The organism is Paraburkholderia sp. PREW-6R (genome assembly GCF_039621805.1).
GTDB lineage: Bacteria > Pseudomonadota > Gammaproteobacteria > Burkholderiales > Burkholderiaceae > Paraburkholderia.
The window spans coordinates 582,482-603,154 of the sequence record NZ_CP155073.1 but is presented as its reverse complement, the minus strand read 5'-3'; the positions used below and the strand labels follow the sequence as shown (position 1 = coordinate 603,154).

Below are 20,673 nucleotides of genomic sequence, written 5' to 3'. Positions count from 1 at the left end.
AAGAGGCGCGTCCAACCTTGCTGCGGCTTTGGTTCGCCGCTAAGCTGACGTGCTGCCGCGAGCGGCTACGGCTGGCGCGTGTCGCCAGACATCGCGGCCCACCATGCGGCACGCCCTTGCGCACCGCCTGATCAGAACAATCAGAGCCATCACCGATCGAAGATATTCGCCATGTCCACCACCAGTCTTTTTCTGACCGCTGCGGGCGTCGGGCTCGCGATTGCCGCGCCCGTCGGGCCGATGGGGATGCTTTGCATCCGCCGCACGCTAACGGGCGGTCCGCGAGCGGGCCTCGCTATCGGCTTCGGCATCGCCACCGGCGACGCGAGCTACGGATTGATCGCGGCCCTCGGGCTGGTCGGCATTTCGCACTTCATGCTCGCTTATGACCGGCCGCTTCATCTGCTCGCGGGGCTGTTTCTGCTTTATCTCGGCCTGCGCGCGCTATTGCAGAAAACGCCCGCCGAGACGACCGCCACCGGGAGCGAAAGCGCCAGCCAAAGCGCCAGCGCCGGCGCAAGCGGCGGCAAGCTCTCGCAGATCGGCCGCGCCGGCGCATTGCGCGCTTACGCGGGTTCGTTGCTGCTCACGCTGACCAATCCGCAGACCGTGGTCATGTTCGCGGCGCTGTTCACTACGCTCGCGCCGCGCGGTGCGTTTTCGCCGACACTCGCGCTCACCACCGTCGGCGGCGTCTTTTGCGGCTCGATTGCGTGGTGGTGTTTGCTCGTGACCGTGGTGTCGCTTGCGCGTCACGCGATTGGCGGCAAAGTGCGCGCCGTGATCGACCGCCTGGCGGGCATCACGCTGGCGGCGTTCGGCGTCGCGGAGATTCGCCGCGCGCTGTGAACGCGCGCAAAAAGGTGCCGGGAGGCGAACCCGACGGGCATCCGGACGCAGGCGCGGCAGTTTTGCGACAATAGCGAACTTCGCCGCGCCGCGCGCCGCTTTCCAACCCGTCTATTTTCCTGGCCGTCTGCGGTCTGCTCAATGGCTCTTCCCCACATCGAACTGCTTTATTCCGTCTCCGGCCTGTTCGTCGGTTTTCTGGTCGGTCTGACGGGTGTCGGCGGCGGCTCGCTGATGACACCGATCCTCGTCCTGCTCTTTAACGTGCATCCCGCCACGGCGGTCGGCACGGATCTGTTGTACGCGGCCGCCACCAAGGCCACCGGCACGCTGGTGCACGGCCTCAAGGGCTCGGTCGACTGGCAGGTGACGCTGCGCCTTGCCGCCGGCAGCGTGCCTGCCGCCACGATCACGCTCATCCTGCTGCATCGCTATGGGATGGACTCGCCCGGCGCAAGCCACCTGATTCAGGTGGTGCTCGGCGCAGCCCTTCTGGTGACGGCGGTGGCGCTGGTGTTCCGGCCGCAACTCGCCGCGCTCGGCGCGCGCAAACAGCGCACGCCGAGCCAGGGCCGCACGCTCGCGCTCACCATGCTGACGGGCGCGGTGCTCGGCGTGCTGGTGTCGCTGACTTCGGTGGGTGCGGGCGCAATCGGCGTGACGGTGTTGCTGCTGCTGTATCCGCTGCTGCCGACCACGCGCATCGTCGGTTCCGACATCGCGCACGCGGTGCCGCTCACGCTGCTGGCCGGCGCGGGCCATTGGCTGCTGGGCTCGATCGACTGGTCGATGCTGCTGTCGCTGCTGGTGGGTTCGCTGCCAGGCATCGCGATAGGCAGCTATCTCTCATCGCGCGCGCCGGACAAGCTGCTGCGCAACCTGCTCGCCGCCACGCTGACGCTGGTCGGCGTGCGTCTCGTGCTGGCGTGAGGCGCGCTGGCGTCGAATTCGCGTCGGCTCGACAGTTCGTCAAGCAGAGGCTCGCCAGCCTTTCGGCTCGTTGGCTATTTGAAAAACCGGCAGGTCAGATCGGCTTCGAACTGCCTGATCCATTGACCCTGGCGGTCATGGTAGGACTGTGCCCAGCCGCCACGTGTGACCGTGACGAGCCGCTCGTGCCCGACGTCGTCCGGGTCCGCGCTCACGCTGATGCCGAAATGCGCCGGCGCGAAGCCATGTCGCGCGCAAACCAGTTCGAAAGCCGCCCGATGTCCGATCGGCAAGTCCGTGTAGCGAAAAAGCGTGGTGTCCATGGCGTCGACTCCGGTTCTCTTCCAACACGATCACAGTACGCCTTGCGCCGCGTCAATTGTGTGTCAGGGCGCACAGACGCAGCGCAGGCGGCAATACGCCGCCAATGCGCACAGGTCATGTCTTTATCATCACCGCTTCAAAAATCCGCGCAACGAAAAAGAAAGAAAAAAAGCTCCGGTTGGGCCGGAGCTTTTGGTTGAGGAATGATTCGCCTGCGCGCATAGCCAGAAGGCATTTTTTTGCGCTGCGGTTGCCCGCGCCTGGTGCGTGCCTGCCGCTCGTTCGCGTGTACGGCGTTGATCAGACCTGATGGCGGCGCGGCTCGTTTTAGTGCGTCGAACGGGTCAACTCAATGCGACATGAACTTGCAGCAGGAACTTGCGACAAGAACTTGCCACATGAATTCGGCGATGAGTTGCACCATGCGCTTGCACCATGCGTGATCACCTGAGTTGCATTGACGAGCCGCCGGATGAGCCGACGCTTACTGCTGCATCACCGTCAGCTTGTTCGACACCGACGTCACCCCGGCAACGCCCTTGGCCGCTTCACCGGCAGCGTCGATCTGCCCCTGGTTGGGCACCGTGCCCGTCAGGGTCACTGCGCCGCCGCGCGCGCGCACGGCGATGCTCGACACGTCGATGCCCTGGGTCTTCGCGAGCGCGCTGCGCACCTTGCGACCCAGTTGGCTATTGGCCTTTTTAGTGGTCTTTGCGCTGGCAGCCGGGGCGGCCGTCATTGCGCCGCTTGCGGCCGCGTCGCTCGCCTGAGCGTACACATTGCATGCCACCACCATTGCCACCACCGAGCCTAGCGTCTTCAGAAAACCAACCGATTTCATCGTTCTTCTCTCCTTTGCTTCACATTGGACCGCTTCTACAAGCGGCTTCGTTACGACTACCGGCGACCGCGCGCGGGCGTCACGAAGCGCGTGACGCATCCGGACGACGGCCGACTATGGGCGGCAATACGATGTGCGAGAGGCGAGAGAGGCCGACAGACGCCGGCCGCATGCGATGACGGGCATGCAATGCGGCAGGAAAGCCGGCAAGCCGCGAAGTCCGCGAGCGCGCCCGGTTCTTGTGTGTCGTGCCGGGTCGCGCTGCGCGAACGTGCGTCCGCGGCAGCGACGCACAATTTAATCTAGCCGGGCGAGAAGCGCAAAGGGTTTAGTCATACCGGAAGCCGCAGGCACGGGGTTCATGCGGACTTCACGTGCGGTTCATACGGCCGTCCCACGCGGTTCACGATTTGTTACGCGTTTGTCCGCGCGCCCCGCCGTCCGGCGTTCCGCCGCGAGGCGAAACTCAGGTACCATCGGCGCGACGCGAACCGCACGTCCATTCCTCCTTCCATCTCCACCGAAGCCGCCCCGTCACCCGATGAAGCCCGACCTTGGCCGCAAGCGCCCTCCCCGACTCGTCGCCCGTTTCGTTGCGATCTCGTGGCGCGATCTGGCGGTCACCTTCGGACCGATCCTGCTGATCGCCGTGGCCGCGATCTGGGTTGCCGTGCGGCTGATCCAGCCCGCGCCGCCCAGCACGCTGACCATCAGCGCGGGCCCGGAAGGCAGCACCTTCTGGACGGCGGCGCAGAAGTACAAGGCGATCCTCGCGCGCAACCGGATCACGCTGAACGTGCTGCCATCGGAAGGTTCGCTGCAGAACCTCAAACGGCTGTCCGACCCGAAGTCCGATGTCGACGTAGGCTTCGTGCAGGACGGTGTGGCGCCCGGTCCGGCAAGCGACGGTCTGATGTCGCTCGGCAGCGTGGCGTACGTGCCGCTCGCCATTTTTTACCACGGCCCGACGGTCACGCGGCTTTCCGAATTCAAAGGGCAGCGGCTCGCGGTCGGCGCCGAGGGCAGCGGCACGCGCGAACTGGCGCTGGCGCTGCTCAAGGCCAACGGCATCGTGCCGGGCGGCCCGACCCGACTGCTGCCGCTGTCCGGCGACGAGGCCGCCGAGGCGCTCGTCTCCGGCAAGGTCGACGCGGCCTTCCTCGCCGGCGACTCAGCACAGCCGGCGGTCATGGGCAGGCTGTATCGCACGCCCAATGTGCAGTTCTACGATTTCACCCAGGCCGACGCGTACACGCGCCGCTTCCCGTATCTGACCCAGCTCGAAATGCCGATGGGTGCGTTCGATCTCGGCAAGAATCTGCCTTCGACGCCCATTCACATGGTGGCCCCCACCGCCGAACTGGTGGCGCGCACTTCGCTGCATCCCGCGTTGTCCGATCTGCTGATCGAAGCGGCCCGCGAAGTGCACGGCAAGGCCAACATCATGCAGCGCGCCGGCGAATTCCCCGCGCCGCTCGCGCACGATTTCCCGATCAGCGACGACGCCGCGCGCTACTACAAGTCGGGCAAGAGCTTCCTGTACCGCATCCTGCCGTTCTGGCTCGCGAGCCTTGCCGACCGCTTGCTGGTGGTCGTGGTACCGCTGATCGTGCTGCTGGTGCCCGCGCTGCGGCTCGTGCCGTCGCTGTATGCGTGGCGGGTCAAGTCGCGGATCTATCGCTGGTATGGCGCGCTGATCGCGATCGAGCGCAGCGCGCTGAGCGAGCATTCGGCCGCCGAGCGCGCGTTGCTGATCGAGCGGCTCGACGCCATCGAGGAATCGGTCAATGGTCTGAAGATGCCGCTTGCTTATGCGGATCAGTTTTATGTGCTGCGCGAGCATATCGGCTTCGTGCGCGCACGCTTGACCCATGCGCGCGACGCGCAGCACGACGCGCCCGATGATCGCGACGACGCGGACGCGGAGGCGGCGACTTCGGCGGACGAGACTTCGGCGGACAAGACTTCGGCGGGCGAGGCTTCGGCGGACAAGACTTCGGCGGACAAGACTTCGGCGGGCGAGGCTTCGGAGGGCGAGCACAGCGGCGAGCGTGTTGGCACTTCGCCGGCCGTGTCGCAGGCGTCGGCTGCGGCGGCTAATTCACAGGCGCCGGGTACGTCGGCTGCGTGTGCCGAATTCGCTTCGCCGGCTACGCCGGATCAAGAGGCGGAACTCGGCGCAACGCCCGCGCGCGGCGGCTCCAAACCATATTGACGGGTGCAAGGCAGCGCGGCACCGCGTAAGATCATGACCATTGCGCCGCTTCAGCGGACGCACCGGCCGCACAAGGCAATCAGCAGGTATCTTGCAAGGATCGCAGTCGGCGCAAAGGCTCAGCGCGCTTTGCAGCTGACACGATCGAAAGGGAGACATTTCATGACCGTTGGCATCGACGCCAGTCAACCGCTTTGGTTTTACGACTTCGTCTCGCCGTTTACTTATCTGTTGCTCGAGCAACACGACAAATGGCCGGGCTTCGACTTCGTGTTCACGCCGGTGGTGCTCAACGAACTGTACAAGCACTGGGGCCAGCGGCCCGCGTACAGCGTGCCCGCCAAGCGCACGTTCATGTACCGGCACGCGCTGTTTCGCGCGGAGCAACTCGGCATTCCGTACAAGATGCCGCCGTCCCACCCGTTCGATTCGATGAGGCCGCTGCTGCTCGCCACCGCGGCGAAAGGCGACTTTCAGTTCGTGCGGGAGATTTTCCGCTTCATCTGGCGTGAAGGCCGCGATCCGTCGAGCGACGAAGCATTCGCCGAATTGTGCGAGCGCGTCGGCATGCCCGACGGCCCACAGCTGATCCAAAGCGCAGAGGTGAAAGCGCAACTAAAGCGCAATACCACGGATGCGATCGGTCTAGGCGTCTACGGCGTGCCGACCTTCGTGCTGAACGACCAGCTGTTCTGGGGCGAAGACGCGTTGCCGATGGTGCTCTACTGCGCCCGCACCCCGAACTGGCTGGAGTCGCGTGAAGTGAAGCGCATCAGCGCGCTGGCCGCCGGTCCGATGGATTGATGGATTGATGGATCGACCGGCAACGTGACGCGCGCAAAAGCATGCCGTCGTTCGAGCGCGAGCCAGGGTTTTAGCATCACGGGTAATCTTTGCGGCATCACAGACGGGCGTCGGGACGGGCGGCTGATGCCGGTCATACCGTGCCTGCTATGCCGCCGGACGGCAAAGAGCCTAAGGTATTAACCTTTTCGCCTTGCGTTCCGATCCGGCCCGCGGCAGCCGGTTTCAATGCCGCGCTGCCCGATCCGCTTGCGCCACATAACATGGACGATACCGCCGCCTCCCTCGATATCTGGCTCGTGCGCGTGCTGCGCACGCTGCTGGTCGAGCGCAGCGTCACGCAGACAGCGCTACGTCTGAATCAGACCCAGCCCGCCATCAGTACCGCGCTGCGCAAGTTGCGCGAGACGCTGAACGACCCGATTCTCGTGCGCGGCAAGTCGGGCATGGTGCCGACCGAATACGGCGAGTCGCTGCTTGCGTCCGCGCAGCGCGTGCTGCGCGAGGTCGATTTCGTGGCGACGCCGCACGGCGACTTCGACGCGGCACGCTCGCGCCGCACGTTCCGGGTCGCCGCGCCGGATTATCTGAACGACTTCTTCATGCCGACCGTGATCGCGCAATTTCGCGAAGCGGCGCCGAACGCGAGACTCGAAGTCGAATCGCTGAGCCCCACGCTCGACCACCACGCCGCGCTCGACGCCGGCGAACTCGATCTGGTGATCGGCAACTGGCCGAAGCCCGACCCGCGCTTCGAGCGCAGCGACCTGTTCTCGGACACGGTCGTGTGCCTGATGCGCGCCGATCATCCGCTGACCCGCATGCCGCTCACGCGTGAAGCGTATCTCGCCGCGCCGCATCTCGCGCCCACGCCGTACAGCGGCGCGCGCGGCGGCGCCATCGACATCGGTTTCGCACGCGCTCGGGCAGAGCGCCGCGTCGTCGCTACGCTGCCGTATTTCGGCCTCGTCCCGCAAACGCTGTTGCAGTCCGATCTGATTTTCACGACGACGCGCCGCTTTGCCACGCACTACGCGAGCATCCTGCCGCTTGCGGTGATCGAGGTGCCGATTCCGTTCCCGCGCATCAAGTGCTATCAGCTGTGGCATCCGCAACCCGACCGGCCGAGCGATGTCGGCTGGTTGCGGGCGCTGATGTCGCAGGTGTCGGATGGTCTGGTCGCGCAGCGTGTCCGCCGGCCGCGGCCGGTTTCGGTGAAACGTGCAAAGCCCGCTGAACAAAAAGAAACGTCAGCCGCAAAGGGCTGACGTTTTCTGTTCATCCTGGTTGGCGGATTGCCGCGCGCCGCACGAACGGCCTGTGCTCAAACGATCACGCATTCGCCCGCTTCACGCGCTCGCACAAAGTTTCCGTGTGACCGCCAGCGCCGCCGTCTGACGCGAGCGGATCTGCAGCAGCTCCGCGCACACCGCCACCGCAATCACCGGCGGCCCCTTGTCGACAATGCCGCTTACACCGATCGGACACGTCATGTCCGCCAGCCGGTCCAGATCGACGCCGCGATCGAGCAGACGTCGCTCGAATTTCACGCGCTTCGTTTTCGAGCCGATCATGCCGAAGTAAGTGAAATCGCGCCGCCGCATGATGCGTTCGGTGAGCGAAAAATCGAGCGCGTGGTTATGCGTCATCACCAGAAAATACGCGCCGGGCGGCGCCGTATCGACGATCGCCTCGGGTGTGTCGGTTGCTTCGATCTGCACGTTGGCGGGCGTCTCGTCGGGGAACAGTTCATCACGCTCATCGACCCACTGGACCACGCACGGCAAGCTGCCGAGCAGCTCGACGAGCGCGTGCCCGACGTGTCCCGCACCAAACAGCACGACGTGCATCGGCGCCGGACGCGGCGCCCGAACGGCGCTGCGTCGGCCGATCTGAACGCAGGGTAATTCGTTCATGTCGATCTTCCCGTTGGTTGCGATTCACGCACGATGGGGCGCAGTGGCGGTCGCCGCGCGCACCGCGCCTACCGCCTTCAGAATCTCCTCGCTCGTCGCGGGCGCATTCATCGGCGGGTTGACCTTGTGGTCGCCGACCGCCGAGACCGCGTCGCGAATCGCAAAGAACACCGAAAACGGCAACAGCAGCGGCGGCTCGCCAGTCGCCTTCGAACGGTGAATGCTGTCTTCCACGTTCCGGTTCTGGAAGAGACGCACGCGAAAATCGGGCGGCGTATCGTTGACGGTCGGAATCTTGTAGGTGGACGGCGCGTGCGTCATCAATTTGCCGCCGGCATTCCACCACAATTCCTCTGTGGTCAGCCAGCCCATGCCCTGAATGAACGCGCCCTCTACCTGACCGACGTCGAGCGCGGGATTCAGCGACGCGCCCACATCGTGCAGCGCATCCGCGCGCAGTACCCGCATTTCGCCGGTTAGCGTGTCGATCACCACTTCGGAGACCGCCGCGCCATACGAGTAGTAGTAGAACGGCCGGCCCCGCAGCTTCGACTGATCCCAATAGAGCTTGGGCGTCGCATAGAAACCGTCCGACCACAACTGGACGCGCGCGAGATAGGCCTTCGCGATCACTTCCTCGAACGGCACGACATTGCCGCCCACCATCACGCGGTCATGCGCGAACCGCACCTCGCCGGCACCGACGGCACTCTCGCCGAAGCGTTCGGCCGCGAATGCCGACAGCCGCTCGCGCAACTGGCGTGCTGCGTCCTGCGCGGCCTTGCCGTTCAGGTCGGAACCCGTGGATGCCGCCGTCGCCGACGTATTCGCCACCTTGCTCGTATCGGTTGCCGTCACGCGCACGCGGTTGAAGCTGATGCCGAGTTCATGAGCGACGACCTGCGCCACTTTCGTGTTCAGCCCCTGGCCCATTTCGGTGCCGCCGTGATTCACCAGCACCGAACCGTCGGTGTAGATGTGCACGAGTGCGCCGGCCTGGTTGAAGTGCGTCACGTTGAACGCGATGCCGAACTTGACCGGCGTGAGCGCCATGCCCTTTTTCAGCACGGTGTTGTTCGCGTTGAACTCGTTGATCGCCGCGCGGCGCGCGCGGTAGTCGCTCGTCGCTTCGAGTTCGTCGATGAGTTCGTGAATCACGTTGTCTTCGACGATCTGGCCATACGGCGTTTCGTTTTTCTCCGTCTTGCCGTACAGATTGCGACGCCGCACGTCGAGCGAATCCACGCCAATGGACCGGGCGACGTTGTCCATGATGTATTCGATCGCGAACGCACCCTGCGGACCGCCGAAGCCGCGAAACGCGGTGTTCGACTGCGTGTTGGTCTTGCCGCAGAAACCGTCGATCGTGACATCGGGGAGCCAGTACGCATTGTCGAAGTGACAAAGCGCGCGGGTCATCACCGGGCCGGACAGGTCGGCCGAAAAACCGCAGCGCGAGGTCATGTCCACCGTCACGCCGTCGATCACACCCTGATCGTCGTAGCCCACTTCATACGTGTAGTGGAAGTCGTGACGCTTGCCGGTGACCATCATGTCGTCGTCGCGGTCCGGACGCAGTTTCACCGGGCACAGCAGCTTCCACGCCGCGAGCGCCGCGCAGCACGCGAACAGCGCCGACTGCGATTCCTTGCCGCCGAATCCGCCGCCCATCCGGCGGCATTCGATCAGCACGTTATGCGAGGCCACGCCCAGCGCGTGCGCGACCAGATGCTGCATTTCGGTCGGGTGCTGCGTCGAGCAGTAGACGTGCATGCCGTCGTCGTCTTTCGGCACGGCGTAGGAAATCTGGCCTTCCAGATAAAACTGCTCCTGGCCGCCGAGCAGCATCTCACCGGCTTCGCGATGCGCGGCACGCGCGATCTTCGTGGCGGCTTCACCGCGCGCGAGTTTCATCGGTGGAAGGACCGACTGGTTCGCAGCGCGTGCCTGTTGCGCGGTGAGCACGGCGGGCAACTCCTCGAACACCACTTCGGCGCGGCGCGCAGCAAGGCGCGCAATATCATGCGACGTCGCGACGACAATGAACATCGGCTGGCCGACGTACTGCACGACGCCATCGGCGAGAATCGGGTCGTCGCCGTGGACGATCGGGCCGACGTCGTTGACGCCCGGGAAATCGTCGGCAGTGAAGATCGCGACCACACCGGGCGTCGCGCGCACCTTGTCGAGCGACAGCGACACGATCTTCGCGTGCGCTTTGGTCGAAAGCCCGAGCGCGGCGTGCAGCGTGCCGGCAAGCGTCGGAATGTCGTCCGTGTAGGTGGCGCGGCCGCTCACGTGCAGATGCGCGGACTCGTGCGGACGCGACACGTGGACTTGCGTGAAGTTCTCGATTTCCTGAATGTCTTTCAGGAACGGTTCGGCTTGCTGATTCATTGTTGTTGACTCCGTTTTCTTCCTGCGTCTCAGACGTTCGCGCCGGCCGGCACACCCGCCGCAGCGACTGCGCGCACGTCCAGCGCGCTCTTTGGCAGCGGATTATTCGGACGCGTTTCGAGCCAGAAGCGATACAGCGTGTTCTTCGCCGCTTCGAGCCGGTAGTGGCTGGTCGCGCGCATGTCGGAGAGCGGCGCGTAATCGTTGCCAAGCGCGAGCATCGCGGCCTGTGCCGTCGCTTCGTGCCATTCGGCGTCGCGCAGCACGGCTTCCGCGTGGCTCGCGCGCTTCGAGGTGGCGGCCATCCCGCCAAATGCGATGCGCGGCTCGCGGATCACATTGCCGTCGGCGATAAACGAGAAGGCGGCGCACACGGCCGATATGTCCGAATCGAAGCGCTTCGACAGCTTGTACGTGCGGAACTGCAGGTTCTTGCGCGCGCCAGTACGGCTCGGCACCTTCAATCCGACGACGAACTCGTGTTCGGCCATGTCCTTCTTCTGATACGCGAGGTACAGGTCTTCGAGCGGCATGTCGCGTTCGATCTCGCCGCCGCGCACGATCACGCGCGCACCGAGCGCGATCAGTCCCGGCATCGAATCGCCGATCGGCGAACCGTTGGCGACGTTGCCGCCGAGCGTGCCGGCGTTACGGATCGGCAGCGACGCGAAGCGCTGCCACATTTCGTTGAGTTCCGGATACTGCTTCGCGATCTCGGCATACGCTTTTTCGACGCTCACGCCCGCGCCGATCTCGATCCACTCGTCATTGGTTTCGAGCTTCTGCAATTCCGCGATTTGCCCCACATAGACGATATTGCCGAGTTCGCGCATCAGCTTGGTGACCCACAGACCGATGTCCGTACTCCCGGCAAGAATGCGCGTGGCCGGTTCGGCCTGCTTGATCCTCGCGAGTGCTTCGACGGTGCGCGGCGCGGCGAACGCCTGGCCGGCATACTCGTAATGGAATGTGTCGCGGCGCTCGAGCGTGGCGAGCGTCTCCGACAGCGCCTCGATATTCACCGGTGCTTTCGGCGCCGGCGCTTCGAACATGCGCACGGCGGCGTCGACAATCGGGCGGTAGCCGGTGCAACGGCACAGGTTGCCGGTCAGCGCGTTGCTGATCGCTTCGCGCGACGGCACCGTCCGGTTCGCGCAGCTATGTTCGTGGCCGTGCTTTTCGTACAGCGACCACATCGACATGATGAAGCCCGGTGTGCAGAAACCGCACTGCGAGCCGTGGCACTCGACCATCGCCTCCTGCACGGGATGCAGCGAGCCGTCCGGCTGGCGCAGGTCTTCGACGGTGTAGAGGGCTTTGCCGTCGAGCGTCGGCACGAACTGGATGCACGCGTTGACCGCCTTGAAGTCGACCCCGCCCGCCGCGTTGCGCTCGCCGATAACGACCGTGCATGCGCCGCAGTCGCCTTCGGCGCAGCCTTCCTTGGTGCCGGTGCAATGCGCGTCCTCGCGCAGATACTGCAGGACCGTGCGGGTGACAGGCGCGTCCTTGATCTCGCGGATCGCGTTGCGGTGGTAGAAGCGAATCGGCTCAGTCATGTCTCTGTACTCTCGTATGTTCTGTGTCCGTGGGGACGTGCTGCGATGATGATTCGAAAACTATCATCGTCAATAAACTCAACCCATAGCTCGGATCGCATGCGGGACATACTGGCGAATCGATATCGAGATGAATTTTGCGCACGCTGCGCTTATAGTGCGGCGGCTCGAAATCGACACTTCGACGGATTTTGTCTTATAGCAGCCATATTTATGTGTTTTCCGACGTTGCCCTGCAAGCGAATTTCGTCGCACACCGCCCCGGCGAGACCACTATGTGAACTGAACGGCCTCTTTCAACCGACGAATAATTAAGCAAATCCTGCAAGAGAATCGGTTCCATGGGAAAATCACGGCTTCCCGCCGATTTCAAGTCTCGTTTTCCCCATGTCCACCGACACCGCGTCATCCCGCAGCGAATTCGCGACGACCATGCAGATCATTCCGGTCGTCTTTTTCACCTTTATTTGCTACCTGACCATCGGTATTCCACTCGCCGTGCTGCCAGGCTACGTTCACGACGACCTGGGTTACAGCGCGGTTCTGGCGGGTGCGGCGATCAGCGTCCAATATCTGGCAACGCTGGCTTCACGGCCGCTGGCGGGCCGCTCGGCGGACACGCTCGGCCCAAAACGCACCGTGACGATCGGTTTGCTGGGATGCGGCGCGAGTGGCGTGCTGTTGCTGCTGGCCGTATTGTGCGGACGCTGGCCCGTGCTCAGCCTCGGCTTGCTGGTATGCAGCCGCCTCGTGCTCGGCTTCGGCGAAAGCCTGTGCGGCACGGGTGCGATCCTGTGGGGCATCGGCCGGGTCGGCGTGAGCAATAACGCGCGGGTGATTTCGTGGAACGGCATCGCCACATATGGCGCGCTCGCGGTCGGCGCGCCGCTCGGTGTGGCGATCGCGCATTCGGTGGGCTTTGCGGCCCTCGGCATTCTGGTGATCCTGCTGGCGGCGCTCGGCTTCTATCTGGCCCGTCCAATGGCGCCGGTGCCGATCGTCCACGGCGAGCGCATGTCGTACCGCAGCGTGTTCACGCGCGTGCTGCCGCACGGCATTGGACTTGCACTCGGCTCGGCCGGCTTTGGCTCCATCGCCACGTTCATCACGCTGTTCTACGCCGCGAAGCATTGGCCGAACGCGGCGCTGTCGTTGACGGTGTTCGGCACGCTGTTCATCGGTGCGCGCCTGTTGTTCGCCAATACGATCAAGACGTATGGCGGCTTTCGCGTCGCAATCGCTTCGTTCTCGTTCGAATGTGCAGGGTTGCTGATGCTGTGGCTCGCGCCCGAGCCGCACGTTGCGCTCGCGGGCGCTGCGTTGACCGGCTTCGGCTTTGCGCTGGTGTTCCCGGCGCTCGGCGTGGAAGCGGTTGGCCTCGTGCCGCCGGCAAGCCGCGGTGCGGCGCTCTCGGCGTATTCGGTGTTTCTCGATCTGTCGCTCGGTATTACCGGGCCGTTGGCCGGCTATATCGCGGGCGAATTCGGCTATGGGTCGGTGTTTCTGTTCGCGGCCGTTGCCGCCGCGGCAGCAGTGGGATTGTCCACCATGCTCTATATGCGCAACTCACGGGCGCCGAATGCGCCCGCTACGACCTGAGTCATGCGAGCTCTTTCGCTGATCGTCTGAGCGCGGCGCCGGTTATCGTCAAGCGGCGCCGCGAGGGCTCGCACGCAGTGGCGAGCCGGCAACGCCGCATGCGTGATTACGCCGCCGCCCGCACGCTTCCCGACAACGATTTTTCCAATGCCGCGACGCCGGCCGGCAGATCCATCGGCACGCCGAGACCCACCATTGTCCTGCCGAGCGCATGCAGCGTCCTGAAGAGATTGTGCTCGCGGCATTGTTCGCCCATCTGCCCGATGCGTACGATGGGCAGCCCGAACGACCCGGATATCTCCACCTGATGATGCCGCGAGATATGCCCGCAAATATCGGCCGGGCTCAGGCCCGCCGGCACCTCGATGCCGACCACGGAATTGAGCCGGCACGCCTCGGGCGCGTACAGTTTGAGCCCGAGCGCCTTGATGCCTTCCTGTAGCGCGAGCGAACACTTCAGGTGCCGTGCAAAGCGTTTTTCGAGCGTCTCCGCGCAGACGAGCCGCAATGCTTCGTGTAGCGCGAGCACGCCCGACACCGGCGCCGTGTAGTGATATCCCGCGTTGTGCCAGAAATTTTCCGCGAGCGACGCGTCCAGACACCAGTGCGCATTCGGCGCGGTCCGTGCTTTCACGCGAGCCCAGGCGGCGTCAGAAAACGCGATCAGCGAGACGCCAGGAATCGACGACAACCCCTTCTGACCACCCGTGATCACGGCGTCGATACCCCATGCGTCCATTTCGAGCGGCATGGTGCTCAGCGTGCAAACGGCGTCGACGATCACGAGCGCGCCCGCTGCCTTCGCAAGCGCGGCGATGCCTTTCAGATGGTGATTCCAGATCGTATTCGACGTCTCACCCTGCACTACCGTGACGATCTCCGGGCGCTCACGCCGGATCGCGTCGGCTACCTGGTCGAGGCTCGCCACCGAGCGGTCGTCGACGTCCAGCGTGCTCACGCGCGCGCCGACGCGCCGCCCCATTTCCGCCATCCGTCCGCTGAAGAAGCCGTTGCGGATGCTGAGTACGCGCGTGCCTTCCCACGCGAGATTGGAAATCGCCATTTCCATTGCGGCCGAGCCCGGCCCCGCCACGCCGAGCACCCACTTCGAATTCGTCTGGAACACGTAGCGCGCCATCGTCTTCACCTGGCCGATCACCTTCACCATCGCGCCGCCGAGGTGATTGATCACGATCGTATTGGCCTTGGCCACGGCCGCGGGAATCGGCACGGGGCCGGCGCCCATCATCAGCAACGGTTCTTCGGGAAGAATGGCGTCGAGCGATTCGACAACCGGACAGGGCACGACGGACGAAACCTGAGTGAATGATGAAGTCGGCATGATGAATACGTGAATGTCGGAACGCATAGGAAAAAGCGGCCTCGCCAGCGAGTGACACTGGCGAGGCCATGCATTCGATCATTCACCGTTCGGCGGGATTGCGCAAGTTTTTTGGCAGTACTTCCTGCTTTATATGCGCGCTTGACCGCATCGGCTGCTAGCGCACCAACAAGCGTGCGTCGCGTGTTATTTCACTTTCGTCTTATCGAGCTTTTTTCCCGTCGACGCATTGAAGCGCTCGACATACTCCTCGATCAGCTTGCGAATGGAGCGCCCAATCTGCCGGTAGTCCGACTCGTTCAGATTGGCAAGCGACACACGTCCCGAAGGATGCTGAGTGCCGAACCCCCGTCCTGGCAGCAGCACCACACGCGCTTCGCGCGCAAGGCGGAACAGCAGTTCGGACGGTTCGGTATTCTTCAGCAGCCATTCGACGAACTCGCGCCCGAACATCCGCTCGCCGAGAAATTCAATGTCGAGAATCGTGTAGTAGTCGACCTTGTTCGGATCGTCGTCCTTGAACGAGATGCCGACCTCTTCGTACAACGCCTGTTTGCGCTTGCGGATCAGACGCTTGAGCGCGTTCTTGTACGCGTCCGGCGTGTCCATCAGCGAGAACAGGGAGAACAGCACCATCTGCACCTGCTGCGGCGTTGACAGACCTGCCGTGTGATTCAGCGCCACGGTACGGCTATCCGCCACCAGCCGGTCGATGAATTTCAGTTTGTCCGGCTCGGTCGTGATCGACTCGTAACGCTCGTGCAACTCTCTTTTCACGTCTTTGGGCAGATCGGCGATCAGCTGGTCGAGCACATTGTCGCGATGCGTGGCGATCGTACCCAGACGCCAGCCCGTCGCGCCAAAATACTTCGAGTACGAATAAACGAGGATCGTGTTCTTCGGTGCGAGCGCGAACAGGGAGACGAAATCGTCGGCGAACGTGCCGTACACGTCGTCGGTCAACAGGATCAGGTCAGGCCTTTCCTTGACGATGCCGGCAATGTACCGGAGGCTCTCGTCGCTGATCTTGACCGACGGCGGATTGCTCGGGTTCACGAGGAAGAAGGCTTTCACCTTCGGATCGCGCAGCTTGTCCAGTTCCTTCTCTGAATACTGCCAGCCGTTCTCGACATCGGCCTCCAGATTCACCACGTTCAGCTGATAATCGTTCAGCCGCGGAATCTCGATGTAAGGCGTAAAGATCGGCATGCCGAGCGCGATCGTGTCCCCTGCCTTGATGAGGCGATTCTCGCGCATCGTGTTGAAGATATAGGTCATCGCCGCTGTGCCGCCTTCCACCGCGAAGATGTCGAATTCGCCGACGAACGGATGGTCGCCAATCATCTCCTTGCGCAGATACTGACCGACGATCAATTCGGATAACTTAAGCATCCGGTCGGGCACCGGGTAGTTCGACGCCAGAATGCCTTCGCACATTTCATAGAGAAAGTCGCCGGACGAGAGTCCCAGCTGGTCCCGCACATACGACACCGCGCCGCGCAGAAAGTCGATGCCGGGCACGCCCTTGTTCTCGCGCAGAAACAGATCGAAGCGCTCCTCCAGTCCGTCGCGCCTCGGAAAGCCGCCGAGCCCTTCGGGCATATACGCGAACGAACGCTCCGATTCGCGCATCGCAAAAAGACCGAGTTGCCAGAAGCCGTGGCGCGGGATCGTCGCGAGAAAATTCGGGTTGCCGCGGCCGGCATTGAGCATCGACACGTTGGCGGGACGCTCCACGGCGGCGCCACCGGCTGCCTTGATAAGTTCATCCTTGAGTTCGAATGGACTGAGCGCGGACAGTCCAGGCTGGGCCATGTCGGCATTTTTCTTGCCGGTTTTCTCTTTTGCCATGATGCGTTCTCCATGAATGAGTGAAAGACGCCGGCGTGGGATCCATGCAGTGCGACACCCGCAAGCGTGAAAGCAGCCGGAACCACTTACGTGGGCTAGACGAGGCCGACCACGAGCGGGCCGAGCAGGGTCAGCGCGACGTTGGCGATTGCATAGGTGATCGCGAACGGCACGGTCGGCACGGCGCTTTCCGCCTTGTCGAGCACGCCGCCGAATGCCGGATTGGCGCTCCGTGAGCCCGACAGCGCGCCGGCCAGAATCGCCGCGTTGTTGTACTTGAGCACATAGCGGCCGAACAGCATGGTGAGCAGCAACGGAAACAGCGTGACGAACACGCCGAGCAGGAAGATCGTGACGCCGAGCTGCCTGACCGTGACCACGGCCTGCAGCCCCGAATTGAGTCCCACCACCGCAACGAATGCCGCGAGCCCGAAGTCCTGCAGGAGCCGCGACGCCGCGGGCGGCATCACCCCGTACATCGGATGCTTGCCGCGCATCCAGCCGAACACGAGACCGGCCAGCAGACAGCCGCCGCCCGAGCCGAGCGTGAGCGGAATGCCGGCAACGTTGATGACGATCAGGCCGACCAGCAGACCAAGCACGAGCCCCACGCCCATGTAGATGAAGTCGGTCTTGATGCTGTACGGCAACTCATAGCCGGCCGCGTCGACGGCGCGCTTGGTATCTTTCGGCGAACCATAGAACGTGATGACGTCGCCGTGTTCCAGTTCGGTTTCCGGCAGCACCGGCAGCGGCCTGCCGGCGCGCGTGACGTTCTGCAGAAACACGCCGTGGCGCATGTCGCGATCCACGACTTCGCGCGCGGCGGCGATCGTCGTATGGTTCATGCCTTTGCGCGTGAACACGCCGTCGCGCGTTTGCATGACGACGCCGATGTCGCCGACGTTGGCCACTTCGCTGCCGTTCGCGCCAAACTCGACTATCGCCTCGCGGCGACCCACGACCAGCACGACGTCGCCATTCTTCAGCACGAGGTCGGGCGCGGGATCGACTGACTGGCCTTCGCGTTTGATGCGCTCGATCGTCAGCATGTCCTTATGCTGTGTCTCGACGGCTTTTACCGTCTTGCCGGCGCTCACGTCGATCATGTACGCGCGCCCCACCAGTTCCGGCAGCGCCGGAATCTGACCCGCCGCGCGCGCGGGCGCACCGGCAGCCAACTCGCGCTCCGCCTCGGCCGCCGCGTCGCGCAAGGTTTGCCCCATGAACTTGGGCAGAATGTTGACGCAAACGATGATCGCGCCGAGCGAGCCGAACACGTAGGTCACGGCGTAGGCGATCGCCACGTCCGACTGCAGCGACTTCACCTGGTCGGCGGGCAGACCGAGCCGCGCGATAGCATCGCCCGCAGTGCCGATAATGGCCGACTGCGTGAGCGCGCCGCCCGCGAGCCCGGCCGCGAGGCCCTTGTTCAGGTGGAAGATTTTCGCGCACACCACTACGGTAATCAGCGCGGAGACGGCCAGAAAGATCGCCATCGCAATCTCACGCAGCGTCTTGCGATTCAGCGAATTGAAGAAGCCCGGCCCGGAGTCGTAGCCCACGGCGTAGATGAACACGGCGAACATCACCGCCTTCACACCGTTGTCGATCGTCACGCCCGCCTGGCTGATCACGACCGCAGCGAGCAGCGATCCGCCCACGCCGCCCAGTTGAAACTTGCCGAAGTTGATCTGCCCGATGAAGTAACCGACCGCCAGAGACAGGAATAATGCGATCTCGGGGGATTTGTGAAAAATGTCATGTAGCCAGTCCATCGTGCCCTCACTGAATAGTTGGCGATGCTTGATACGGGTTGCCGCACTGGCTTACTGTGGAAGCCTGAAGCAGGGTGTCGCCGCTTGCGCATGCTTGAAGCGTGGCGCCCGCATGCACCCGGCCGCGCGCCACGGTCGGCGTGCGGCCCGTCCGCCGCCTAGCCGATCTTTCCGGCGAGACCGACTACGACCGGTCCCATCAGCGGCAAAAGAATGTTCGAGAGCGCGTAAGTGATCGTGTAGCCGATTACCGGCGTCGAATTGCCGGTCACCCCCACCAGCGCGCTGATCGCGGGCGTGCTGCACTGCTGACCGGCAATTGCGCCAAGCAGCATGGGCGCGTCGAGCTTGAGAAACATGCGGCCGATCCACAGCGACAGCAGGCCCGGCACGAGCACCATCAGAATCCCGGCGACGGGCAAAGCGAGACCGTATTCACGCACGAGCCTGATTGCGTCCGGTCCCGCCGACAAACCCACGGCCGCGATGAAAGTGGCAAGGCCAAAATCCTTGAGGACCTGCGCGGCGGCCGAAGGCAGCGAGCCGATCAGCGGATGGCGCGAGCGGATCCAGCCGAACAGCAGACCCGAGAGCAGGCAGCCGCCGCCCGTGCCGAGCGCGACCGACACGCCGCCGACGCGCCCGCCGAGATGGCCAATCGCCATGCCGACGAGCACGCCGAGGCCTAGGTAGACAAAGTCGGTTTTCTGGGTCGGCGGCAGCACATAGCCGAGCCGCTGTGCGCCGCGCTCGACATCGGCCTTTGCGCCAACCAGCGTCAGCACGTCACCGCGATTCAGTTCGGTGCCGGGCAGCGCGGGCACCGTGGTGTCCAGCCGCGTGACAGCCGCGATGTACACGCCGCGACCTTCGGCCGGGTCAGCCCGCTCGCGTACCTGCGCAACCGTCAGACCCTCCGCTTCGCGGCGGGTCAGCACGACTTCGATCTTTTCCGCGAAGAGTTGACCGAAGACCGCGCCGTCCACTTCGTCGCCGAGACTCGACGACAAAGCCACCACCGCGTCGCGCCGGCCGGCGACCAGAATCACGTCGCCGGCCGCGAGCGCGAGGTGCGGCTCGACCGGTAACGCTGCGCCGTCTCTCATCACGCGTTCGATGGTGAGGTTGAAGCCCTGTTGCTGTTCCAGCGTCTGGATGGTCGCGCCGGCGGCCGCGCCCACCTTGAACGCACGGCCGACGATGGCCGGCGCAGCCGCCTGCTGCCCTTCACCGAACGCGCCGTCGCCGCCGAGCTTGCGCCACACGCGCTCGGCTTCGTCACGCAGATTAACGCGCAGCAGCAACGGAGCGAACTGGCTTGTAAACAGCACGATAGTGATGAGGCCAAACAGGTAGCTGACGCTGTAAGCGGTCACGATGTTCGCCTGCAGGCGCAATGTTTCGGCGTCGCGCAGGCCGAGCTTGCCGATTGCTTCGGAAGCCGTACCGATCACTGCCGACTCGGTCGCCGCGCCCGCCAGCAGGCCGGCGGCCGTACCCGCGTCGAGCCGCATCACGGTAACCGCAAGCATGATGAGCGCGAGCACGGACACGATCTCCACGACGGACAGCAAGCCGTACCGCCAGCCGCGCCCGATATTCGCAAAGAACTGCGGGCCGCCGGTGAACCCGAGCGCAAAGATGAACAACGCAAATGCGATGTTTTTCAGATCCGGTGCAAGCCGCGCGCCGGTCTGCCCTAGCAGCAAGGCCACGATCAACGTGCCGCACACGCCGCCAAGCTGGATCGGTCCGACGCGAAACGAACCAATGAAATAGCCGATAGCAAGGCTTGCAAACAGCGCGATCTCCGGTTGAGACCTCAGCAATTCACTGATCATGTCGGCTCGCCAATTAACGGGATCATTAGCAGAAGATCAAAAAACTTCCAGTTAAAACTGCAAAATAAAAATGCGCTCTGTTGCGCAATGCAAAGACATGCCGCTTCCGCATGGAAACGGATGCCAATGCTTTTATGGCAGTGAGATGACGGGCAGCTCATCAATGAGAGGCCGCGATGCGGCGGCGCTGCGAGAATGCTCGTGCGGTAGCTCGACAGTCACTCTTTCCTCGCGAAGTTGCGTCACGTCTAGAGAAGATTGCTTTGCTGATGGCCGTACTGAACGCATGTTGAACATGCTTTTTTCGGACTGCTTTTTATAAATATGGCAGTTCTTCACAGCTGTCAATATGATTTCTGTTACAGCGAGAGCCAGCGCAAAAAAGATCTTTGAAAATCGCCGGATTTATTTGCGGCAAGGCAACCCG

General features: G+C 63.7%; 15 protein-coding genes. 6 read left to right on the top strand and 9 right to left on the bottom strand.

Annotated features, from left to right (window positions below; all coding sequences use genetic code 11):
• Window positions 1-171: 171 nt before the first annotated feature.
• Together AAGS40_RS02695 and AAGS40_RS02690 are read left to right on the top strand one after the other, a co-directional pair.
• Window positions 172-849, top strand: coding sequence for a LysE family transporter (locus AAGS40_RS02695; RefSeq protein WP_345813019.1), 678 nt, complete (start codon window positions 172-174; stop codon window positions 847-849).
• 141 nt (window positions 850-990) lie between these two features.
• The gene (locus AAGS40_RS02690; protein ID WP_345813018.1) at window positions 991-1,779 is read left to right on the top strand and encodes a sulfite exporter TauE/SafE family protein; all 789 of its coding nucleotides are present in this window, start codon (window positions 991-993) and stop codon (window positions 1,777-1,779) included.
• 74 nt (window positions 1,780-1,853) lie between these two features.
• Here AAGS40_RS02690 and AAGS40_RS02685 read toward each other — a convergent pair whose 3' ends face one another.
• Entirely contained in the window at window positions 1,854-2,102 is a 249-nt protein-coding gene (locus AAGS40_RS02685; RefSeq protein ID WP_345813017.1) for a hypothetical protein, read from the bottom strand.
• 485 nt (window positions 2,103-2,587) lie between these two features.
• A complete protein-coding gene (locus AAGS40_RS02680; protein WP_345813015.1) occupies window positions 2,588-2,944 on the bottom strand; it encodes a BON domain-containing protein in 357 nt (118 codons plus the stop codon).
• A 541-nt stretch (window positions 2,945-3,485) separates the two neighbouring features.
• Here AAGS40_RS02680 and AAGS40_RS02675 point away from each other — a divergent pair.
• The 3 genes from AAGS40_RS02675 to AAGS40_RS02665 all read left to right on the top strand — a co-directional run bounded on the left by AAGS40_RS02675 (window position 3,486) and on the right by AAGS40_RS02665 (window position 7,231).
• A complete protein-coding gene (locus AAGS40_RS02675) occupies window positions 3,486-5,159 on the top strand; it encodes a TAXI family TRAP transporter solute-binding subunit (protein ID WP_345813014.1) in 1,674 nt (557 codons plus the stop codon).
• A gap of 162 nt (window positions 5,160-5,321) precedes the next feature.
• Entirely contained in the window at window positions 5,322-5,963 is a 642-nt protein-coding gene (locus AAGS40_RS02670; protein ID WP_345813013.1) for a 2-hydroxychromene-2-carboxylate isomerase, read from the top strand.
• 263 nt (window positions 5,964-6,226) lie between these two features.
• Window positions 6,227-7,231 (top strand): LysR substrate-binding domain-containing protein, encoded by a 1,005-nt coding sequence (locus tag AAGS40_RS02665; RefSeq protein ID WP_345813011.1) that lies wholly within the window; start codon window positions 6,227-6,229, stop codon window positions 7,229-7,231.
• A gap of 81 nt (window positions 7,232-7,312) precedes the next feature.
• Here AAGS40_RS02665 and xdhC read toward each other — a convergent pair whose 3' ends face one another.
• Genes xdhC through xdhA form a run of 3 tightly spaced genes read right to left on the bottom strand, consistent with a single transcriptional unit; the run spans window position 7,313 to window position 11,835 of the window.
• Window positions 7,313-7,879, bottom strand: coding sequence for a xanthine dehydrogenase accessory protein XdhC (gene xdhC / locus AAGS40_RS02660; RefSeq protein WP_345813010.1), 567 nt, complete (start codon window positions 7,877-7,879; stop codon window positions 7,313-7,315).
• 24 nt (window positions 7,880-7,903) lie between these two features.
• Entirely contained in the window at window positions 7,904-10,276 is a 2,373-nt protein-coding gene (gene xdhB, locus AAGS40_RS02655) for a xanthine dehydrogenase molybdopterin binding subunit (RefSeq protein WP_345813008.1), read from the bottom strand.
• 29 nt (window positions 10,277-10,305) lie between these two features.
• Window positions 10,306-11,835 carry a xanthine dehydrogenase small subunit gene (gene xdhA / locus AAGS40_RS02650; protein WP_345813006.1) on the bottom strand — a complete coding sequence of 510 codons (1,530 nt, stop codon included), beginning with the start codon at window positions 11,833-11,835 and terminating at the stop codon, window positions 10,306-10,308.
• Window positions 11,836-12,222: 387 nt separating this feature from the next.
• Here xdhA and AAGS40_RS02645 point away from each other — a divergent pair, with 387 nt between their 5' ends.
• Window positions 12,223-13,434: an MFS transporter gene (locus AAGS40_RS02645; protein WP_345813005.1), complete on the top strand. Its 1,212-nt coding sequence runs from the start codon at window positions 12,223-12,225 to the stop codon at window positions 13,432-13,434.
• 106 nt (window positions 13,435-13,540) lie between these two features.
• Here the strand turns inward: AAGS40_RS02645 and AAGS40_RS02640 are convergent, their stop codons facing one another.
• From AAGS40_RS02640 to aspT (AAGS40_RS02625), 4 genes are all read right to left on the bottom strand, one after another.
• Entirely contained in the window at window positions 13,541-14,776 is a 1,236-nt protein-coding gene (locus AAGS40_RS02640; protein WP_345813004.1) for an aminotransferase class V-fold PLP-dependent enzyme, read from the bottom strand.
• A 186-nt stretch (window positions 14,777-14,962) separates the two neighbouring features.
• Complete coding sequence (locus AAGS40_RS02635; RefSeq protein WP_345813003.1) at window positions 14,963-16,627, bottom strand: bifunctional aspartate transaminase/aspartate 4-decarboxylase; 1,665 nt, start codon at window positions 16,625-16,627, stop codon at window positions 14,963-14,965.
• 95 nt (window positions 16,628-16,722) lie between these two features.
• On the bottom strand, window positions 16,723-18,405 hold the full coding sequence (gene aspT, locus AAGS40_RS02630; protein WP_345813002.1) for an aspartate-alanine antiporter: 1,683 nt from the start codon (window positions 18,403-18,405) through the stop codon (window positions 16,723-16,725).
• Between the two features lie 158 nt (window positions 18,406-18,563).
• The gene (gene aspT / locus AAGS40_RS02625; protein ID WP_345813001.1) at window positions 18,564-20,246 is read right to left on the bottom strand and encodes an aspartate-alanine antiporter; all 1,683 of its coding nucleotides are present in this window, start codon (window positions 20,244-20,246) and stop codon (window positions 18,564-18,566) included.
• Between the last annotated feature and the right edge of the window lie 427 nt (window positions 20,247-20,673).